This is a genomic window from Scytonema sp. NUACC21 (assembly GCF_054684315.1).
Genome location: NZ_BAAFZH010000086.1, coordinates 128508 through 144972 on the forward strand (window position 1 = coordinate 128508; position 16465 = coordinate 144972).

Annotated in this window: 15 protein-coding genes; 7 read left to right on the forward strand and 8 right to left on the reverse strand. The window is 42.5% G+C overall.

Translation table 11 applies throughout. From position 1 onward, the window contains the following. The first annotated feature begins 230 nt into the window (after positions 1 to 230). The 3 genes from ACYRY3_RS21650 to ACYRY3_RS21660 all read left to right on the forward strand — a co-directional run bounded on the left by ACYRY3_RS21650 (position 231) and on the right by ACYRY3_RS21660 (position 3044). Positions 231 to 785 carry an IS607 family transposase gene (locus ACYRY3_RS21650; protein ID WP_460203693.1) on the forward strand — a complete coding sequence of 185 codons (555 nt, stop codon included), beginning with the start codon at positions 231 to 233 and terminating at the stop codon, positions 783 to 785. Beyond that, positions 778 to 2475 (forward strand): RNA-guided endonuclease InsQ/TnpB family protein, encoded by a 1698-nt coding sequence (locus tag ACYRY3_RS21655; protein ID WP_460203694.1) that lies wholly within the window; start codon positions 778 to 780, stop codon positions 2473 to 2475. The genes ACYRY3_RS21650 and ACYRY3_RS21655 overlap by 8 nt, the downstream gene beginning before the upstream one ends. A 341-nt stretch (positions 2476 to 2816) precedes the next feature. Then, complete coding sequence (locus ACYRY3_RS21660) at positions 2817 to 3044, forward strand: photosystem II protein, Psb35-related (protein ID WP_460203695.1); 228 nt, start codon at positions 2817 to 2819, stop codon at positions 3042 to 3044. Between the two features lie 51 nt (positions 3045 to 3095). On the opposite strand, the gene ACYRY3_RS21665 is transcribed toward ACYRY3_RS21660, so the two are convergent. From ACYRY3_RS21665 to ACYRY3_RS21675, 3 genes are all read right to left on the reverse strand, one after another. Then, on the reverse strand, positions 3096 to 5036 hold the full coding sequence (locus tag ACYRY3_RS21665; RefSeq protein ID WP_460203696.1) for an MFS transporter: 1941 nt from the start codon (positions 5034 to 5036) through the stop codon (positions 3096 to 3098). A 76-nt stretch (positions 5037 to 5112) separates the two neighbouring features. Continuing rightward, positions 5113 to 5715, reverse strand: coding sequence for a Crp/Fnr family transcriptional regulator (locus tag ACYRY3_RS21670; RefSeq protein ID WP_460203697.1), 603 nt, complete (start codon positions 5713 to 5715; stop codon positions 5113 to 5115). 173 nt (positions 5716 to 5888) lie between these two features. Further along, positions 5889 to 6290, reverse strand: coding sequence for a metal-sensing transcriptional repressor (locus tag ACYRY3_RS21675; RefSeq protein WP_460203698.1), 402 nt, complete (start codon positions 6288 to 6290; stop codon positions 5889 to 5891). Positions 6291 to 6499: 209 nt separating this feature from the next. Here ACYRY3_RS21675 and ACYRY3_RS21680 point away from each other — a divergent pair, with 209 nt between their 5' ends. Further along, positions 6500 to 7717, forward strand: coding sequence for an HhoA/HhoB/HtrA family serine endopeptidase (locus ACYRY3_RS21680; RefSeq protein ID WP_460203699.1), 1218 nt, complete (start codon positions 6500 to 6502; stop codon positions 7715 to 7717). Between the two features lie 217 nt (positions 7718 to 7934). Here ACYRY3_RS21680 and ACYRY3_RS21685 read toward each other — a convergent pair whose 3' ends face one another. Further along, entirely contained in the window at positions 7935 to 8189 is a 255-nt protein-coding gene (locus ACYRY3_RS21685; protein ID WP_460203700.1) for a hypothetical protein, read from the reverse strand. A 145-nt stretch (positions 8190 to 8334) separates the two neighbouring features. After that, entirely contained in the window at positions 8335 to 8718 is a 384-nt protein-coding gene (locus ACYRY3_RS21690; RefSeq protein ID WP_460203701.1) for a hypothetical protein, read from the reverse strand. A gap of 240 nt (positions 8719 to 8958) precedes the next feature. On the opposite strand from ACYRY3_RS21690, the gene hslO reads away from it, so the two are divergent. Continuing rightward, positions 8959 to 9864 (forward strand): Hsp33 family molecular chaperone HslO, encoded by a 906-nt coding sequence (hslO, locus tag ACYRY3_RS21695; protein WP_460203702.1) that lies wholly within the window; start codon positions 8959 to 8961, stop codon positions 9862 to 9864. A 155-nt stretch (positions 9865 to 10019) separates the two neighbouring features. Then, positions 10020 to 12116, forward strand: a complete 2097-nt coding sequence (locus ACYRY3_RS21700; protein WP_460203703.1) for a chromosome segregation ATPase — start codon at positions 10020 to 10022, stop codon at positions 12114 to 12116. 22 nt (positions 12117 to 12138) lie between these two features. Here ACYRY3_RS21700 and crtD read toward each other — a convergent pair whose 3' ends face one another. Then, entirely contained in the window at positions 12139 to 13656 is a 1518-nt protein-coding gene (gene crtD, locus ACYRY3_RS21705; RefSeq protein WP_460203704.1) for a C-3',4' desaturase CrtD, read from the reverse strand. Between the two features lie 499 nt (positions 13657 to 14155). On the opposite strand from crtD, the gene ACYRY3_RS21710 reads away from it, so the two are divergent. Beyond that, a complete protein-coding gene (locus ACYRY3_RS21710; protein ID WP_460203705.1) occupies positions 14156 to 15442 on the forward strand; it encodes a M16 family metallopeptidase in 1287 nt (428 codons plus the stop codon). A gap of 69 nt (positions 15443 to 15511) precedes the next feature. Here the strand turns inward: ACYRY3_RS21710 and ACYRY3_RS21715 are convergent, their stop codons facing one another. Together ACYRY3_RS21715 and ACYRY3_RS21720 are read right to left on the reverse strand one after the other, a co-directional pair. Next, a complete protein-coding gene (locus ACYRY3_RS21715; protein WP_460203706.1) occupies positions 15512 to 15832 on the reverse strand; it encodes a hypothetical protein in 321 nt (106 codons plus the stop codon). 119 nt (positions 15833 to 15951) lie between these two features. Further along, positions 15952 to 16074 carry a hypothetical protein gene (locus ACYRY3_RS21720; protein WP_460203707.1) on the reverse strand — a complete coding sequence of 41 codons (123 nt, stop codon included), beginning with the start codon at positions 16072 to 16074 and terminating at the stop codon, positions 15952 to 15954. Positions 16075 to 16465: the final 391 nt, after the last annotated feature.

A 16465-nucleotide genomic window follows, 5' to 3' on the forward strand; every position in this document is an offset into this window, starting at 1 on the left:
GTGTGCTGCGTTGGTTTCCAGTCATTGTTCAAATAATCTTCTGACCAGATTCAATTTCCAATGTAGCCGACTTTCTGGGTTTCGATGCGTCGCTTTCGTTGCAAAATGTGCCATGACGACAACTCCAAAGGGTTGACAACTAGTACTTATTTTGCTACCATTTGCTCTTAAATGCTAACAAATAGCAAATGGCTTATATACCTCTTAGAAAAGCGGTCGAATTTCTAGGTATGAGTCCGAACACTTTGAGGAAGTATGCGGATGAAGGCAAAATCAAAAGCATCAAAAACTCGGCGGGGCAAAGGCTCTACGACGTTGAATCCTACGCCCGTGGCGATACAGCTAGAGCTACCACTATTTGTTACTGCCGAGTTTCTTCCTCAAAGCAACGAGACGATCTTGACCGACAAGTTGCCTATATGCAGTCGGTCTACCCAACAGCAGAAATTATTAGAGACGTTGGGTCAGGTATCAACTTTAAACGTAAAGGATTGCAATCCTTATTGGACAGACTTATGCGCGGAGATAAGCTCACGCTTGTCGTTGCCTGTCGCGACAGGCTCGCAAGGTTTGGATTTGAGTTATTTCAATACATGGTCGAGCAAAACGGTGGACAAGTCGTGGTTCTTGACCAAACTGTACACTGTCCCGAATCAGAACTCACTCAGGATTTGCTCTCAATCCTTCACGTCTTCAGTTGCAGAATGCACGGACTCAGAAAGTACTCCAAAAAAATCAAGGAAGATTTATCTAAGGCTAACGCCGGAACAAAAGATATTGATTAGGCAGTGGTTTGGTGTTGCAAGATACGTTTACAATCAAACCCTAGAACTGTTGAGAGATGGGGTTATTAAAGCCAACTGGAAAGCCATCAAAGGAGATATTCTTAATAACTTACCGGATTGGTGTAAAGAGACTCCCTACCAAATCAAATCAATAGCAATTAAGGATGCTTGTAAAGCCGTTAGCAATGCCAAACTTAAATACAAAAGTTCTGGGGTGGCTAGCGATTTTAAGTTCAGGTCTCGCAAAAATCCCAAACAATCTTGCTACATTCCCAAGTCTGCCGTGTCATCCAAGGGGATATATCACACAATATTAGGCGAAGTTAAGTTTGCAGAGGCTTTACCTAAAAACTTTGGTGACTGTCGATTGGTATTCGTCTATGGCGATTACTATTTGACATTACCAGAAGAAAGTCTACAACTAGAAACCGAGAACCAAGGACGTGTTGTAGCTTTAGATCCAGGCATCAGAACATTTTTAACGTTTTACTCAGAATCGTCATTTGGTTGGTTGGGCAAAAACGCTAACCTCAAAATTCAAAAGCTTTGTTTTAAGCTGGATGAATTATGTAGTGGCGTCGCTAAAACAACAGGGCAGTCAAAGAGGCGATTAAAGAAAGCAGCTAACCATTTAAGAGCCAAGATAAAAAACTTAGTGTCGGAATTGCATAAAAAGACAGCTAAGTTTTTGGTCGATAACTTTGACGTAATCTTGCTCCCCACTTTTGAAACGTCTCAGATGTCGAAGAAGGGGAAGCGTAGAATTAGGTCAAAATCAGTACGCCAAATGCTAACTCTCTCTCACTACCAATTTAAGCAGTTTATCAAGCACAAAGCTTTTGAGTATAGCAAGGTAGTACTGGATGTTAATGAAGCGTATACCTCAAAAACAGTTAGCTGGACTGGTGAAGTGGTAAAAATTGGTGGATCTAAAATCATTAAGTCCCCATCCACAGGTCAAGCTATGGATAGAGATTTAAATGGTGCGCGAGGGATTTTCCTTCACACTAATCCTCACTTATTGGAAGAACTTTGTGCTCCCGGACAACTTCGTCGGATGGAATGTGCTTGGACAATCGAACAAGCAATTATTGCTACTTATCAAGTGCAAAATGAGATTTCAGTCGTGAGCGATCGCCTCTTAGATCTACAACATAGAATTCGTGAGGATGCTTGCATGGTGATTAAGCGCTGTGAATCACATAATGAACTTGATTTTTTATTTCCTGAAATTACCCGCATTCAAAACCATGACTTAATAGTCTTGGAATCTTGGCAAAGCCATATTGGCTGGACACGAACACTCCCACCATTAGAATTAGAAATTTTGAATAGCACTGATTTCAATAGTTCAGAAATCATTACTATTTCAGGTAATAATCAAGCCAAAACCATTATAGAAATACCATCAGAACAAATACTATACGAAAATTTAGCAGAAAAGACACATTTTTATTCTCTTCGTGACCAATTACTATTTATGTTTGAGCCTGCTCTCCGTAGAAAATATGAGTTTTATATCGCTCGCCAATCTGCAATAACTGGTTATAAAACATTACTTAAGTCTAATTTAGAACAAGCATCAGATATAGCGCTCGCTAATCTTTATTACTATTTTAAGGTTAGAGATGAATCAGAAGATGAGGCAGAATTAGTGTCGGAAGAGAATCCCGATAAACAATCAAATTAATTTTTAATTGTCTTTTTTCTTTAGCCGTGTTTTTGGTAGCCCTATAAATAATGTGGAAAGCGTTTAGTCGGTTGAAACCGATAGTGTACCCACCAAATATTTAATAAGCCACAACAGGATATCGAATTTCTTGTGGTTTCCCAACCCCCCAGTTCTATTACATCTCTATTAGCAATTAACCTCTCGCCTCTACAGCGATGTGTTTTGTTTGGATAGTGTGGAAACCCGTACCTCAGGGTTCGGACAGCACACTTCCAGCCTATATTGCCATTTTTGTTAAGCAACTGTTACATTTATTTACAAATAGACATAAAACTTAAATAAAAAGCGTGGTAATGACTATGATGACTGTTTTGATTGCTTTATTTGTTGTGGGTTGGGTAGCTGCTTCTTTAATTGGGACTCAAGCTTATTTCCTCGGAGAACAGAGAAAGCCCATTCACGAACGGAACTGGCGTTCTGAATCTTTTGAAAAACTTTCTAAATCTATCACTGGGCAAGAAATTGACTACAGCGATCGCACTCCTGCGTATGGAATGGATGCTTACGCTAGCAACAACTTGCCTTAAAACCAAGTTTTCAGTTATTAAGACAGGCAAAACGCCTGTCTTTTTTTAGATTTACAGACCTGGACGCAAAATTTTTTCAGCTACTTGAGGCAGCCAGCGCTGAAGAAAAAACAGTATTTTGACTTTACCAATTCGCATTTCATAGCGCGATCGCGTAAAACTTTGCCAAAATTCATCAACTAAAGTATCGGTAGAAATTTTACCCTTACCTCGTCCTAAGGTCATTGGTGTATCGACTAATGGCGCAATAATTTCATAAACTTTAATGGACGTTGTTTCTAATTGCCATCTTAAAGCTTTTGTTGCAATATGAAGCCCTGCTTTGCTGCTGCAATAAACTGGCGCATTTTCTTTAGGTACGATTCCCAAACCTGAAGAAACATTAATAATTGCGGCGTTTGGCTTTGTTAATAAATGCGGCAAAACCAGTTTAATCAACTGCAATGGTGCAATTAAATTTGTACGTAATTCTGTATCAATTAATTCTGCGGTAATTTCTGTGTTGGTAAAGTCATAATTATATTGAATACCTGCATTATTAATCAGAATATTTACATCTGAATATTTATCAACTAACTGTTGTAATGCATCTAAATTAGTCATATCCGCCACTTCTGTAATGATATTGGGAAAAACTTCTTTAACTTCAGCTAGTTTTTTCCAATTTCGCCCAGTGATGATAACTTTATTGTTTTCTTTCAGAAATTTTCTCGCCAGCGCTAAACCAATTCCTGATGCGCCCCCAGTAATTAAAACTACGTTATTACTTGTTGGCAATTTTGAATTCTCTAAGCTAGGTTTGTTCTTTGAAATTGCAATTTTGACGACGATAGCAGCAAACGTTAGTATGCCGACGCTAAATAAATAGGGTGCTGTTGGGCTAACATTTTGATATAGCCAACCTGCTAACAAAGGAGCAATAATTCTGGCTAAAGCTTGTACTGTTTGAATACTGCTATTGATTCGCCCCTGAACTTCAGAACTCGTGCTTCTTGATATCAAGCCTACCAAGGATGTCTCCGCAAAAGTTTGTCCAATTCCAACTGTCAAGCTTGCCCCATAAAGAAACAGAGGTAAACCAGTGATGGGAAAAATACTGTATAAAATAAACGCGATGACCATGAGCAACGCACCCCAAAATGTCATGCGAACTTCGCCCAACTTTGGTAATAATTTGGGAATTATAATTACTTGAGAGATAACGCTAACAATGCCAAACAAAGCAAATAATGGCGCAATACGTTCTGGTTTCCAAGCAAATAGTTCATTTGCTAATGCAGGTAAGTTAGAAATAAGCGCGAACATTGCCATATTGACGATGAGAAAACTTAACATCAACCAACGCAAATGCGGGAATGCTAAACTTGCCTGCAATTGGGTAAATGGGTTGATCTGAAGTAAGTTTGGTAGAGGAACTCGCTTTTCTTTGGGTAACGTTTCCGCCATTGCAAAATACGCCCAAGTCAGAGCAATACTAAAGGCAAGTACAACAACATAAACAGGTGCGATTGGATTTAGGCGAGATAGTACCCCACTCAAAATTGGACCGATAATTAAACCGAAAGCGATCGCACCGCTAACCCATGAAAAAGCACGAGTGCGTTCCTGTTGCTGAGTTGTATCGGCAATTGAAGCAAATACTGTACTAGCGGTACCATCTGTCAAGCCAACAATAGTCCACCCAACAAACAACATAGCCAAAGTACCACCAATACCAAAAATTAAATATCCGACACTCGCCCCTAATAAACTCAGGAGCATCATTAACCGCCGTCCGTAAACATCGCTTAATGCCCCAATTCCCGGAAGCGTCAAAAATTGCGCCACCGAAAAAGTTGTGTACAACAATCCAACATCCCATGCAGTACCACCATAACGTTCCACTAGGCTCGGCATCAGTGGATTTAGTACACCAAAACCTAAAAAAGATAGGAATCCCCCGTATAAGCTAAAAAGGCTCAAACCTTTACTATGTAAAGCTTTGTTGACCATTGTTAATTGATAGTAATTGTCTTTAAGTTTCTCAATCTGTTATATAAATAAGCAATGCAAAAATCATTAACATATGTTAATTTTTCAATTCATTAGCCTTCAATGCTTTGCGAATCCGACTTAATGAAACAGGAGAAATACCCAGGTAGGAAGCTATGTGATATTGCTTGGCGCGATGTTCTAATGTGGGGTACTCCATTAAAAACTTTTTGTACCGGGTTGTAGCGTCATCTAAAAGTAATTCTCCTTCCCGTTTTTCTTTTTTGATAAATAAAGCTTCTACAAACCGATGCTCGATAATTTGCCAGCAAGGATGCTCATTACAAAGCTGTTGATAACTCTGGTAATTAGCAACTAACAATAATGAATCTTCTAAGGCTTCAATGAAAAATCGGGCTGGTTTGTTTAAAATTAACGCACTGTAAGCAGCAACAAAATCTTTTTCCTGACAAAATGATTTTGTAAATTCTATACCTTCATTATTTACATAATAAAGACGTAAAATACCAGAAACAATAAATCCGATTTGGGTGGGTATTTCACCCGGACAAATAAAAAATTTACCTGCAGGTAAGGAAAGTGGATAAAAAATAGAGGTTAATTTTTGGATTTCGTTCTCTGGAATTGCTGTAATGGCTTGCAAAAAGCTGCTGAGTTGAACGTAAGCAGAGCTTAACATGGAATTAAGTCGCGAGTTTTTCAAAATTCATTTCATAGTATGGGAGTAGCATAAATAAAAATGGTGGGCAGTGCCCACCCTACTGTTATTGGTTTGTCGATAGTGGTTGGTAGGTGTTGAGTGAAAATGGTGGGCAGTGCCCACCCTACTAACTACTAACCACTATTAATTTTTTATGGTAAAAACCTATCTAATGCAGCCTTGAGTTGTTCAAGTTCTTCTTCAATATTGCCTTCTTTTGCGGCTCTACCGATACACTCTGTTAAGTGTTCATCTAAAACTATTCGCGCTACCCGATCTAATGCTCCTCGAACGGCAGCAATTTGTAATAATACATCAGGACAAGGGCTACTTTGCTGCACCATTGTCTTAATACCACGAATGTGTCCTTCTATGCGTGATAATCGATTGACAATTCGCCTTAAAGATTCTTCACTATGAACGTGGGAATGAACCGAATGTTCATGCTTGTGATTGTGTTGGGAATTGTCTTGGTTGATATCGTCACAGAGTAAATCCTGTTCCTGTTGGGTAATAGGTAAGGATTGTTTAGCTAATTGATTCGATCCATTCATGGTTCTTATTGCGTGCTGCCAGTACATTAAATCCTAGCCTAGACAAGGCAAGTGGGGGAAATGGGGAAGGAGATAAGGGGAAAATCAGGAAACATAAAGTCGTTAGTCAACGTCTATATGTAGGGATTTTCATTACTACCTGTCAAAATAGTTTTAGAGACTATTTTCACGTTTAGCAACAATTTAAGCTGAAACTTTAGGTTGTGGTTATGCGATTTTCCCAACTACCCCGGTCAATACGTCAATTTACTACTCATGTATTAGCTATCATTTTGGGAGTTGTCTTAACTGTGAACACTTTGCGAGTGTCACCCTCCCAAGCAGAACCAGCACCCGTTTCTTCAACTGCTGATTCACCACAACTCGTAGCCCAACGCCAGTCCCCAGCGACTGCTGCCATAGGTGGTAATAGCTTTGTGACTGCAGCAGTGAATCGTGTTGGTACAGCCGTTGTTCGGATTGATACAGAACGAACTGTTTCACGTCAGGTTCCCGATCCATTCTTCGACGATCCCTTTTTCCGGCGGTTTTTTGGTGACTCCTTTCCACGCCAGTTACCTGCAGAACAAATGCGCGGTTTGGGGTCGGGTTTTATTTTTGACAAAAGTGGCTTGGTTTTGACTAATGCCCACGTAGTAGATAAAGCAGATAAAGTGACAGTCCGCCTGAAAGATGGACGCACCTTTGAAGGAAAAGTACAAGGTGCTGATGAGGTAACCGATTTGGCAGTTGTTAAAATTAATGCCGGTGCTGATTTACCAGTCGCGCCCTTGGGTTCTTCATCTAATGTACAAGTGGGAGACTGGGCGATCGCAGTTGGTAACCCCCTAGGATTGGATAACACCGTCACTTTAGGAATTGTCAGTACCTTAAGACGTACCAGTCGCGATGTGGGCATAGGGAACAAACGCCTGGAGTTTATTCAAACTGACGCAGCAATTAACCCCGGTAATTCTGGAGGTCCGTTGTTAAACGGTCAGGGTGAAGTCATTGGTATTAATACAGCCATTCGTGGTGATGCAATGGGTATTGGGTTTGCTATTCCCATTGACAAAGCCAAAACAATTGCTGCCCAACTGCAACGGGGAGAAAAAGTGGCTCACCCATTCTTAGGTGTAGGAATGGAGGATTTGACTCCCGAACTAGCAAGGCGAATTAACTCTAACCCCAATTCTCCCATCCAAGTGCCAGAAATTAACGGTATTTTGGTGGCTAGGGTAGTACCAGATTCACCAGCTGCTTCTGCGGGTATCCGTCCGGGAGATGTGATTACTCAAGTTGATGGAGAGCGAGTTACCAAGGGAGAACAGTTGCTGAATATGGTGGAAAACAGTCGAATTGGTCAGGTTTTACAATTAAGAGTGCAAAGAGGCAATCAAACACAGCAAATATCAGTACGTACTGCTCAATTAAAAGACGCGTCGTGAAGTAGCTACACCGACTGCTAGGCAGTACGGTGTAGGCTTCGGGTTAATTCCCGAATTTCCTTGAGGGTACTCATATAACCCGAAGATTCTACAATCAATTTCCCCCGCCGGCTTTTTATAGTTGGAAAAACGTTCACTACCAACTCGTTTTATGTTGACTGCCGCATTGATGTCACGGCATATAATGCCAACATTACACGCTTGACAATCGTGAATTTTATCTGACAACTCTTTCGGTACAAAAGATTATTTCTACTTCTCCTATTTTGGGAAGTTTAATTCGATTACCATTAATCCACCCATCTAAAACTTGAGTGTAAGTAAAAGATTTAAAACTAGATTCTGACTTGAACCGAGGTTTGCCACTCCGCTTACCATTTTTATCACCTTTAATATAACGAGCAAAAGCGAGATGGACTCGTTTAACAGTATCCTGTAAAACTTGAGAGTAAACACTACTAAGGTCTAGCAATTCTCCAGACCACTCAACTAGAATTAATTAACAAATACGAATCTTCCTTCAATGTCCGCACAGCCTTTATATTGAGGGACGATTCGTATTTGTTGCAGCTATTCATACCTTCACCGATCCTAAGAAGGAATACAGTGTGGGACTTCTAGCTGGAAATAGTTAAAAACTGACGCAAACTTAACAAATTCAAAGTTTGCCCTAAAGAAATTGGTAGGACGGAGACTCCTTCTATACGAGATTGCACCCAACCATCGCCCCAATACCATTCGTGAAATCCGTCTATGCCTTGACTGAGTAACAAGCGCAAACAGTTGGAACCAGCCACATTCACGTGATGGTGAATCGAGACGGGTCCAATGCGAGTAGTAAACTCAACTCCAGATTGAAGTTCTTCTGGCAATCCAAAGGGTAAGCGACTTGAAGGCAACCATTTTTCTAGTTCTGTAGGACGCAGTAAACTGTTACGAATTGCGCTGGCTGATGCTTCAATTTCCACCCGTAGTTGACTTTTTTGAAAATTACCTAGCATTTTTCAGTTAATATTTAGTAATTGAGTAAGTGGGCGCAATTGAATTTAGTCCTTGGTCATTGGTCATTAGTCCTATACTTAGGACAAAGGACAAATAGCAAAGGACAGCTTTTGCATAGCAGAATTCTAGCCTACTCAAGCCACAGATGTTTAAGTTAAGTTTTGTTATAATAAGCTAAGTATCATTCCCTTGCATAATAGCAGGGTATGTCAGTCAGACACTGTGAGTAAAGGTTTTTCATGGCCGACCAATTAATTCGTGCTACAGCAGCTGAGGGTGGCATTCGTGCAGTAGGCGTGATTACAACACGTTTAACAGAAGAAGCAAGAGTGAAGCACAAACTTTCCTACGTGGCAACTGCTGCTTTAGGTAGAACTATGGCAGCAGGGCTTTTAATGGCTTCAAGTATGAAGCGCAGTGGATCTAGAGTAAATGTCCGAGTTAAGGGTGATGGCCCATTGGGAGGAATACTGGTAGATGCCGGCTTGGATGGAACAGTACGCGGCTATGTAGAAAATCCGGATGTGGAACTACCTCCCAATAGTAAAGGGAAGTTGGATGTTGGGGGTGCAGTTGGTAGCGGGTTTCTCTATGTTGTGCGGGATGTGGGCTATGGCTACCCTTACTCCAGTACGGTAGAACTCGTTTCTGGTGAAATAGGAGACGACGTAGCTCATTACCTGACGAGTTCAGAACAAACGCCCTCAGCTGTGGTTTTGGGTGTTTTTGTAGAACCAAGTGGAGTTAGCGCAGCTGGAGGTCTACTAGTGCAAGTGTTGCCAAAAGCCGCCAGAGATGAAGCTCTTGTGGAAACTTTGGAATCACGGGTAGCGGCTTTAAGGGGATTTACACCTTTGCTGCAAGCAGGTAAGACTTTGACAGAAATCTTTCAGGATCTACTGGGTGATATGGGTCTTTATATCTTTCCCGAAACCCAAATGCTACGCTTCCACTGTGGTTGCTCCTTTGACCGGGTACTCGGAGCTCTCAAGATGTTGGGAGAAGCAGAATTGGAAGATATGATGATTAAAGATAATGGTGCAGAAGCAACTTGCCATTTTTGCGGTACAGTATACAATGCCAGCCGCGAAGATTTAGCTCAACTTATTGTAGATTTGCAAACAGAAGCTTCTACCGGAAGATAGAGTATAAAAAAAAACTTTCAAAGTTGGGGATTTGTGGTACTAGAGAAGGTATTATCTTGTATATAGATAGCTTTCCAAAAATGGGAAAGTTACTATGGCAACAGCAGAGGATTGGAGCTATAACAGTCGCTATTCGTTTATTTTTGGTGTGAGCAATGACAGCAGAGCGGGATATACCAGAAAGTTGGTTGCCAGGTAGAGCAAGAGAGCCAGATAATATGACAGGATTATCCCCCAAGAAACAATTGAACAGCACTGATGCGTCTGGTGTACCAGCTACTGGTTCTAACCCCAAGTCTGTGAAGCGCCCAAAAGAAAGCAATTCTGAAAAGCAACCAGCAGAGCGTCAGTTAACCAAACCAAATGTACTTGGCGGTTCTAGAAAACTGCCGGAATGGACGAAAAGTTGGGTGCTGTGGACGCTACTATTGGCATTGGTTCCAGGTGCGATCGCTTTCATGGCAACAGCAATGCTGCTAAAGTTGCCATCAGCGCCCAATTGCCCATCCATTTTCTGGCCCCTGGCAAGCGCATCAGTACGGCTGCACTGCGCTCAACTGGCAGCTTCCAAGCAGACGGAGAAAGACCTTCTACAAGCAATTGACCTAGTAAAGCAACTTCCGGAAAGCCACCCGCTGCGTGGGGAAATCGAGCGCTACATGGAAGAGTGGTCAAAGGATATTTTGGATCTGGCAGACCAGAGTTTTCAATCAGGTAGCCTGGACAAAGCAATTGCTACGGCTCGCAAAGTTCCTAATGATGTTTCTGCCTATAAATTAGTAGAAGAACAAATTACTAAATGGCAGTCAATTTGGTCAAAGGCAGAGGAAATTTATAAAGCCTCAGAAGAAGAGTTGCGCGAACAACACTGGCATCAAGCATTTATGCTGTCTTCTAAGTTGTTGCGAGTAGATAACAATTATTGGTCAACGGTTAAATACGACGAACTAAACCGTCTAATCGTGAGTGCGCGGGAAGATGGTGATAAGTTAGCCAAAGCCAATGGTTTAGCTGAAAGTGGTTCGGTAGAGAACATACTCAAAGCTATCAAGCTGACAGAATCTATTGAGAAAGATAGTTACGTTTATCGGAAAGCGCAACAGACACTGACCGAATTTGGACGCAAAATACTGGCAATCGCACAAGCAAGGCTAAACAAACGGAATGCGGACGCAGCTATCGAGCTAGCACAGAAAGTTCCTCCCGTAACGGGGCTACAGTTAGAAGTAGAAGACTTTATCGCGATCGCAGAAGCCCAAAGAAGTGCGTGGACGGGTACTGTTGCCGGCTTGGAATCAGCCATCTCCCAAGCTCAAACAATAGACATTTCCCGACCAGTGTATGAAAAAGCACAGAAGTTGATTGCGCTGTGGCAACTGGAAATTGAAGATGTCTCCCGTTTGGAAAAAGCGAGAACGCTGGCAACCCAAGGGACTGTTAGCGATTTATCAGCAGCTATTGCAGAGGCACAACTCGTTCCTGCTAACAACCCCCGCGCCCAGGAAGCAAGACAAGAAATTGGTCGCTGGACTGCCCAAATACAAGTTATTGAAGACCGACCTTACTTGGATCGTGCCGAGCAAATAGCAATGTATGAGGATGTGAACTCTTTGCAAGCAGCGATTGCCGAAGCAAATCAAGTTCGTAGAGGTCGTGCATTATACCGCGAAGCAAGAGGAAAAATTGCAAGTTGGACAGAAAAAGTCCAGCGAATTGAAGACCAGCCATATTTAGAAAGAGCAAGGACACTGGCAAGTAGTGGAGATTTGCCTTCAGCAATTGAAACAGCAAGACAAATCACACCAGGGCGGGCACTTTCTGGTGAAGCACAAGCATCGATAGATGAGTGGAGAGGGCAACTCCGTGCAAAAGAAAACTGGAAGAAAGCCCGAGAAACAGCACTCATTGGAACTCCAGAGGCTTTAGCCGAGGCAATTCGGGTAGCGAATAGAGTTCCCCAAGGTAGCGGATTATGGAGTGACGTTAGTGTAGCTGTTGACCAATGGAGCCAGCAATTATTAGATATAGCTCGTGCCCAGGGAGAATCTGATATTGCTAAGGGTATTGAGACAGCTAGACTCATTCCCAGAGGAACTGCTGCATATAGTTCTGCAAGAGAGCAAATTAGGGCTTGGGAAGAGTTTCTCAATCCTCCCCAACCAGAAGTTGAACCACAACAGGAATCGCCTGCAGAATCTCCTCCTGAGGAACCCACTACTGAGCAACCGCCAACTAGCGAAGGGCAGCAGTAGTCAGTTCGTAGTAAATTTGCCGCTACTTTGTTTGCGCCTCAATTTGCCGCAGCACCGTCAGTGCTGAGTAACTTACACCCGCAGTTCCTTCACCGGGATGGGTGGAATCTCCTACTAGCCATAAACGAGCGATAGGTGTACGATTGGCAAAACCGAAAGGTCCAAAGGTAGGTATCCTTTGACCGATACCGCCAACAATGCCTTTGTCTCGTGCTGTATAACGGGCAAAGGTACGGGGAGTTGCGGCTTCTATGTGGATAATGGTTTCTGGTTTTAAGTAGAAGAATTTGGCAAGACGGCGGATAGCGTCTTGTGTATAGTGCTGTTTTAACCCTTCGTAGTCTTCAGTGCGCCACCACGGGTCTGTGTCTACAAAGGAGGAAGCAATAATTGTGGCATCTCCATCGGGGGCACGACCATCTCCGGGACGGCTTACGGAAACGAACAGGGAATTATTATCACCGATAGGACCGTTAGGATCGTAGAGAAACTGAAGATGGGGAGGACATTCTGAGGGAATGGCACTTGCATCAACACCCAAATACACCACAAATGCACCGGATGAAGGCGGGAGTTTTTCCACTCGTTGCTTGTATCCTCTGGGAACTTTCTCTCCTAACAACTGTACTAAATTTTGTACTGTCACATTGGCAACTACGTGGTCAACGGGTTCTGTCCACACCTCTCCCGTTTTTTGATTGCGAATAACAACACCGGTTGCTTTGCCTTTCTCTACGTTGATATGTTCTACACTATGGCGCATCAGCAATTTGCCACCATCTCTTTCTAGCGCTTCTACCAAGCGATCGCTCAGAGCTTGCATACTACCATGAAGATGGTAAAGCCCTTGGGGTTCCTGGGATACACTTAGTGCTGTTGCTGCATAAAGTAAAGCTGTCTCCTCTGCATCAACTTGAGAATATAGCTTGAGTTGTAAATCTAAAAATAACCTTAAGCGGTAGTCCTCTGCCAACCCGTAGGCACGCAAAGCATCCCCAACCGTAAATAAAGTGTAAGGGACAGTAATAAATGTACTGGGACGGACTGCCTTGGTTAACTGCAACAAGTCCCATAAGTTACGTGGCGGGAGTACCGGATCTCGTCCTTGAAATTCCCAACTTGCTTTAAATAAAGCAGCCATTAACTGCCAAAACATTTCGCTACCGGGAAATTGCCTTTGTCGTTCTTCTTTCCATTTCTCTGGGTTACGCCAAACATTGATTGGTGTATCCTCCCCTGGTAAATAGACTGCACAAGCAGGGTCACAGGGTGTTGCTTTAGGTAGGTCAATTTCTAACTCAGAGAAGATGCGGTGATGAATTCCCCCCGGTTCCAACCCAGCGACTTGAGTTGCCCCTACATCAAAAGTAAACCCTTTGCGTTTGAATGTTGAAGCACAACCCCCCGGTACGAGGGCTCGATCCAATATTAAAACACTGTAACCTTTACGGGCTAATAATGCACCGGCGGTCAGACCACCAATACCGGCACCAATAACTGCGACACGGGATTTGCTGTTGCCAACACGATGACTTGGCATTGCTCTCTATGACATATTTCTTAATATTCCTATCATAATCTTAAAATATTTATGAGCAATAGTGGCTTGGATAATTCATTTATGTGTGAGGGCTGTTAGTGATTAGTGGTTAGTAGTTACATCGACTTTAAGGCTCTTAACAGAAGTTAACATTGTGATGTTTTATTGTGTCGCCTTACTTAACTGTTAACGGGCATCGGCGTAAGTCCCCCACTATACTCGGTACTCCGGGTTAGTGGTGGGTAGTTCACCTCAGCTTTGCCATTTAATTTAACAATTATTGTATGTAACATTTTTTACAAAATATTTGGTAAACAATGGACGAAATGCCAAAATTAAGAAAATCTACTTAAATCAGGCTGTAATTAAATGAAAATAATAGCAGCCAATGTATAAAATAGATCGAATTAAGCAAATTCTCGGTTGTCAGGTGATAATTTCGGTACCGATTTTAATTCTTGTAAGATAGAAGAGTATAGGCTCATCTTTTAAAGTACCAATGACATCAACGCTGCTAAAGTGTCCCCGTCTGAACGCCCCAAAGCTTCACCAATTGCCCAACGGTTTAACAATCGTAGCTGAGCAGATGCCGATTGAAGCTGTTAACCTGAGCTTGTGGGTGAATGTTGGCTCAGCGGTAGAGTCTCATGCAATTAACGGTGTGGCTCACTTTTTAGAGCATATGGTTTTTAAAGGTACTGAGCAATTGGTAAGCGGAGAGTTTGAACGTCGAATTGAAGAGCGAGGTGCTGTGACAAACGCCGCAACCAGCCAAGATTACACCCACTACTACATCACAACGGCTCCTAAGGATTTTGCAGAACTTGCACCGCTACAAATTGATGTGGTACTTAATGCTTCTATACCAGATGAAGCCTTTGAACGCGAGCGATTGGTGGTTCTTGAAGAAATTCGGCGGTCGGAAGATAATCCCCGCCGTCGGACTTTTCAACGTTCCATGGAGATAGCTTTTAATGAACTGCCCTATCGGCGTTCCGTCTTGGGTCCAGAAGCTGTCATTTCGCAACTTCAACCCCAACAAATGAGGGATTTTCACGCAACTTGGTACCAACCGCAATCGCTAACTGCTGTGGCTGTGGGTAATTTGCCTGTAGATGAGTTAATCAAAATTGTTGCTGAAGGATTTCAAGAGAGTTACCGACATCAACCCTCAACCGTCAACCGCCAGCAATTAGCATTAACCCCAGAACCTCCATTTACAGAAATTGTCCGTAGAGAGTTTGTGGATGAAAGTCTTCAACAAGCAAGATTAGTGATGGTTTGGCGGGTACCGGGGTTAGCTGAACTAAGTAAAACTTATGCGTTAGATGTTTTGGCAGGAATTCTCGGACACGGTCTAACTTCAAGGCTGGTACAGGATTTACGAGAAGAACGAGGATTGGTTTCCCATATTTCTGTCAGCAATCTCACCCAACGGTTGCAAGGGACTTTTTATATCATGGCTCATTGTCCGGTGGAAAATTTGCCAGATGTAGAAGCGGCAATAGTCCAACACATACGCAACCTGCAAGTGGAGATGGTGAAAGAAGCAGAAATTGCTCGAATTCAGACAAAAGTCGCTAACAGGTTTATTTTTGGCAATGAGACACCCAGCGATCGCGCTACTTTATACGGCTACTATCAATCTATGGTAGGCAATTTGGAACCAGCGTTTGATTACCCAGCGATCGTTCAAGCTTTGAATGCAACTGACTTGATGGCAGCTGCCCAAGATTATCTTTCTCCAGATGCCTATGGTGTCATAACGCTCAAACCCAATCGCTAAACTTACAAATGACTAATAACAAATGACAAAGGACGAGTTAACTTTATTTATACCGACTTACTTGTTGACTTAGGGTGTATTTTGTCCGAAGCGTGCAAGAAGTTCTTCCTGCGAGAGATTCGAGAGTGATAACAGCAAGCTACTAAGTTCGGACATAGGCAAGTTTGTTAACGGCTCCACAATTGTTTCCAGTTCTTCGTCAATAATGCCAAAGCGATTTACGAAGATAATGCGGACAAGTTCGTGCCTTTCTTCTGTGCGTCCTTCAAGTCGTCCTTCAAGTCGTCCAATGCGCTCAATGCTGCTAATGTAGGGCATTTGATTTTCCTCCTCGAATTGTCTGAGTTCATCCCGCAAGGTAACTTCCAGCGATTCCGGCAGGCGCATCATGCTATCCAGCACCAGGAATATATTGATGATATCTTGTGCTTATCAACGAAGCGCGTGCCAATTTCAGCATCCCGAACAATCTGATTGAATTCCTTATCGAGGAATTCGTATCCCCGCTCCTACGCGATCTCCCGATGGGCTTCGGGGAAGAAGAAGGCAACGAATGGCTCGAAATACTGTTCAATCGCCACTTTCCACGATTCATCGTAATTCGCACAAACGTTGGTTTCTGGTTCCGTCATGCCGTTACTGTCAATACAGTCCTAAATGTTACTAAGACGTTTTACCACAAGACTTCGCCACTGTGGGTTCATGCGCTTATACGTACTTAGCAATTTCCACTATTTGACATAATCAACGTACTATAAGCTTATTATATAGTTCGTTATATACTACATATCCAATACAAGTCTTCAACGTATCAATAAGCGCAACCAGACTCAGGCATTGAGTCCTAATTGAGCCCTATTGAGGTTTTTCTAACTTTGTAGACAGTGTTTACAGCGTGAAGTCCAAGCTAGATAAGCTTTTTAGTGATTTATATGTTTTCAAGTACATATAAATGCGCGAACCCACATAAGAGAGATGATTGGCATAATCTCCCCTTGTAAAAGATGCAAAAATCATATCGCA

Bases quoted from the DNA above. Each gene is read 5' to 3' on its own strand.
- ACYRY3_RS21650 (WP_460203693.1), top strand. From the start codon at position 231: ATGAGTCCGAACACTTTGAGGAAGTATGCGGATGAAGGCAAAATCAAA.
- ACYRY3_RS21660 (WP_460203695.1), top strand. From the start codon at position 2,817: ATGATGACTGTTTTGATTGCTTTATTTGTTGTGGGTTGGGTAGCTGCT.
- ACYRY3_RS21665 (WP_460203696.1), bottom strand. From the start codon at position 5,036: ATGGTCAACAAAGCTTTACATAGTAAAGGTTTGAGCCTTTTTAGCTTA.
- ACYRY3_RS21670 (WP_460203697.1), bottom strand. From the start codon at position 5,715: ATGTTAAGCTCTGCTTACGTTCAACTCAGCAGCTTTTTGCAAGCCATT.
- ACYRY3_RS21675 (WP_460203698.1), bottom strand. From the start codon at position 6,290: ATGAATGGATCGAATCAATTAGCTAAACAATCCTTACCTATTACCCAA.
- ACYRY3_RS21680 (WP_460203699.1), top strand. From the start codon at position 6,500: ATGCGATTTTCCCAACTACCCCGGTCAATACGTCAATTTACTACTCAT.
- ACYRY3_RS21690 (WP_460203701.1), bottom strand. From the start codon at position 8,718: ATGCTAGGTAATTTTCAAAAAAGTCAACTACGGGTGGAAATTGAAGCA.
- hslO (WP_460203702.1), top strand. From the start codon at position 8,959: ATGGCCGACCAATTAATTCGTGCTACAGCAGCTGAGGGTGGCATTCGT.
- ACYRY3_RS21700 (WP_460203703.1), top strand. From the start codon at position 10,020: ATGACAGCAGAGCGGGATATACCAGAAAGTTGGTTGCCAGGTAGAGCA.
- crtD (WP_460203704.1), bottom strand. From the start codon at position 13,656: ATGCCAAGTCATCGTGTTGGCAACAGCAAATCCCGTGTCGCAGTTATT.
- ACYRY3_RS21710 (WP_460203705.1), top strand. From the start codon at position 14,156: ATGACATCAACGCTGCTAAAGTGTCCCCGTCTGAACGCCCCAAAGCTT.
- ACYRY3_RS21715 (WP_460203706.1), bottom strand. From the start codon at position 15,832: ATGATGCGCCTGCCGGAATCGCTGGAAGTTACCTTGCGGGATGAACTC.
- ACYRY3_RS21720 (WP_460203707.1), bottom strand. From the start codon at position 16,074: ATGACGGAACCAGAAACCAACGTTTGTGCGAATTACGATGAATCGTGG.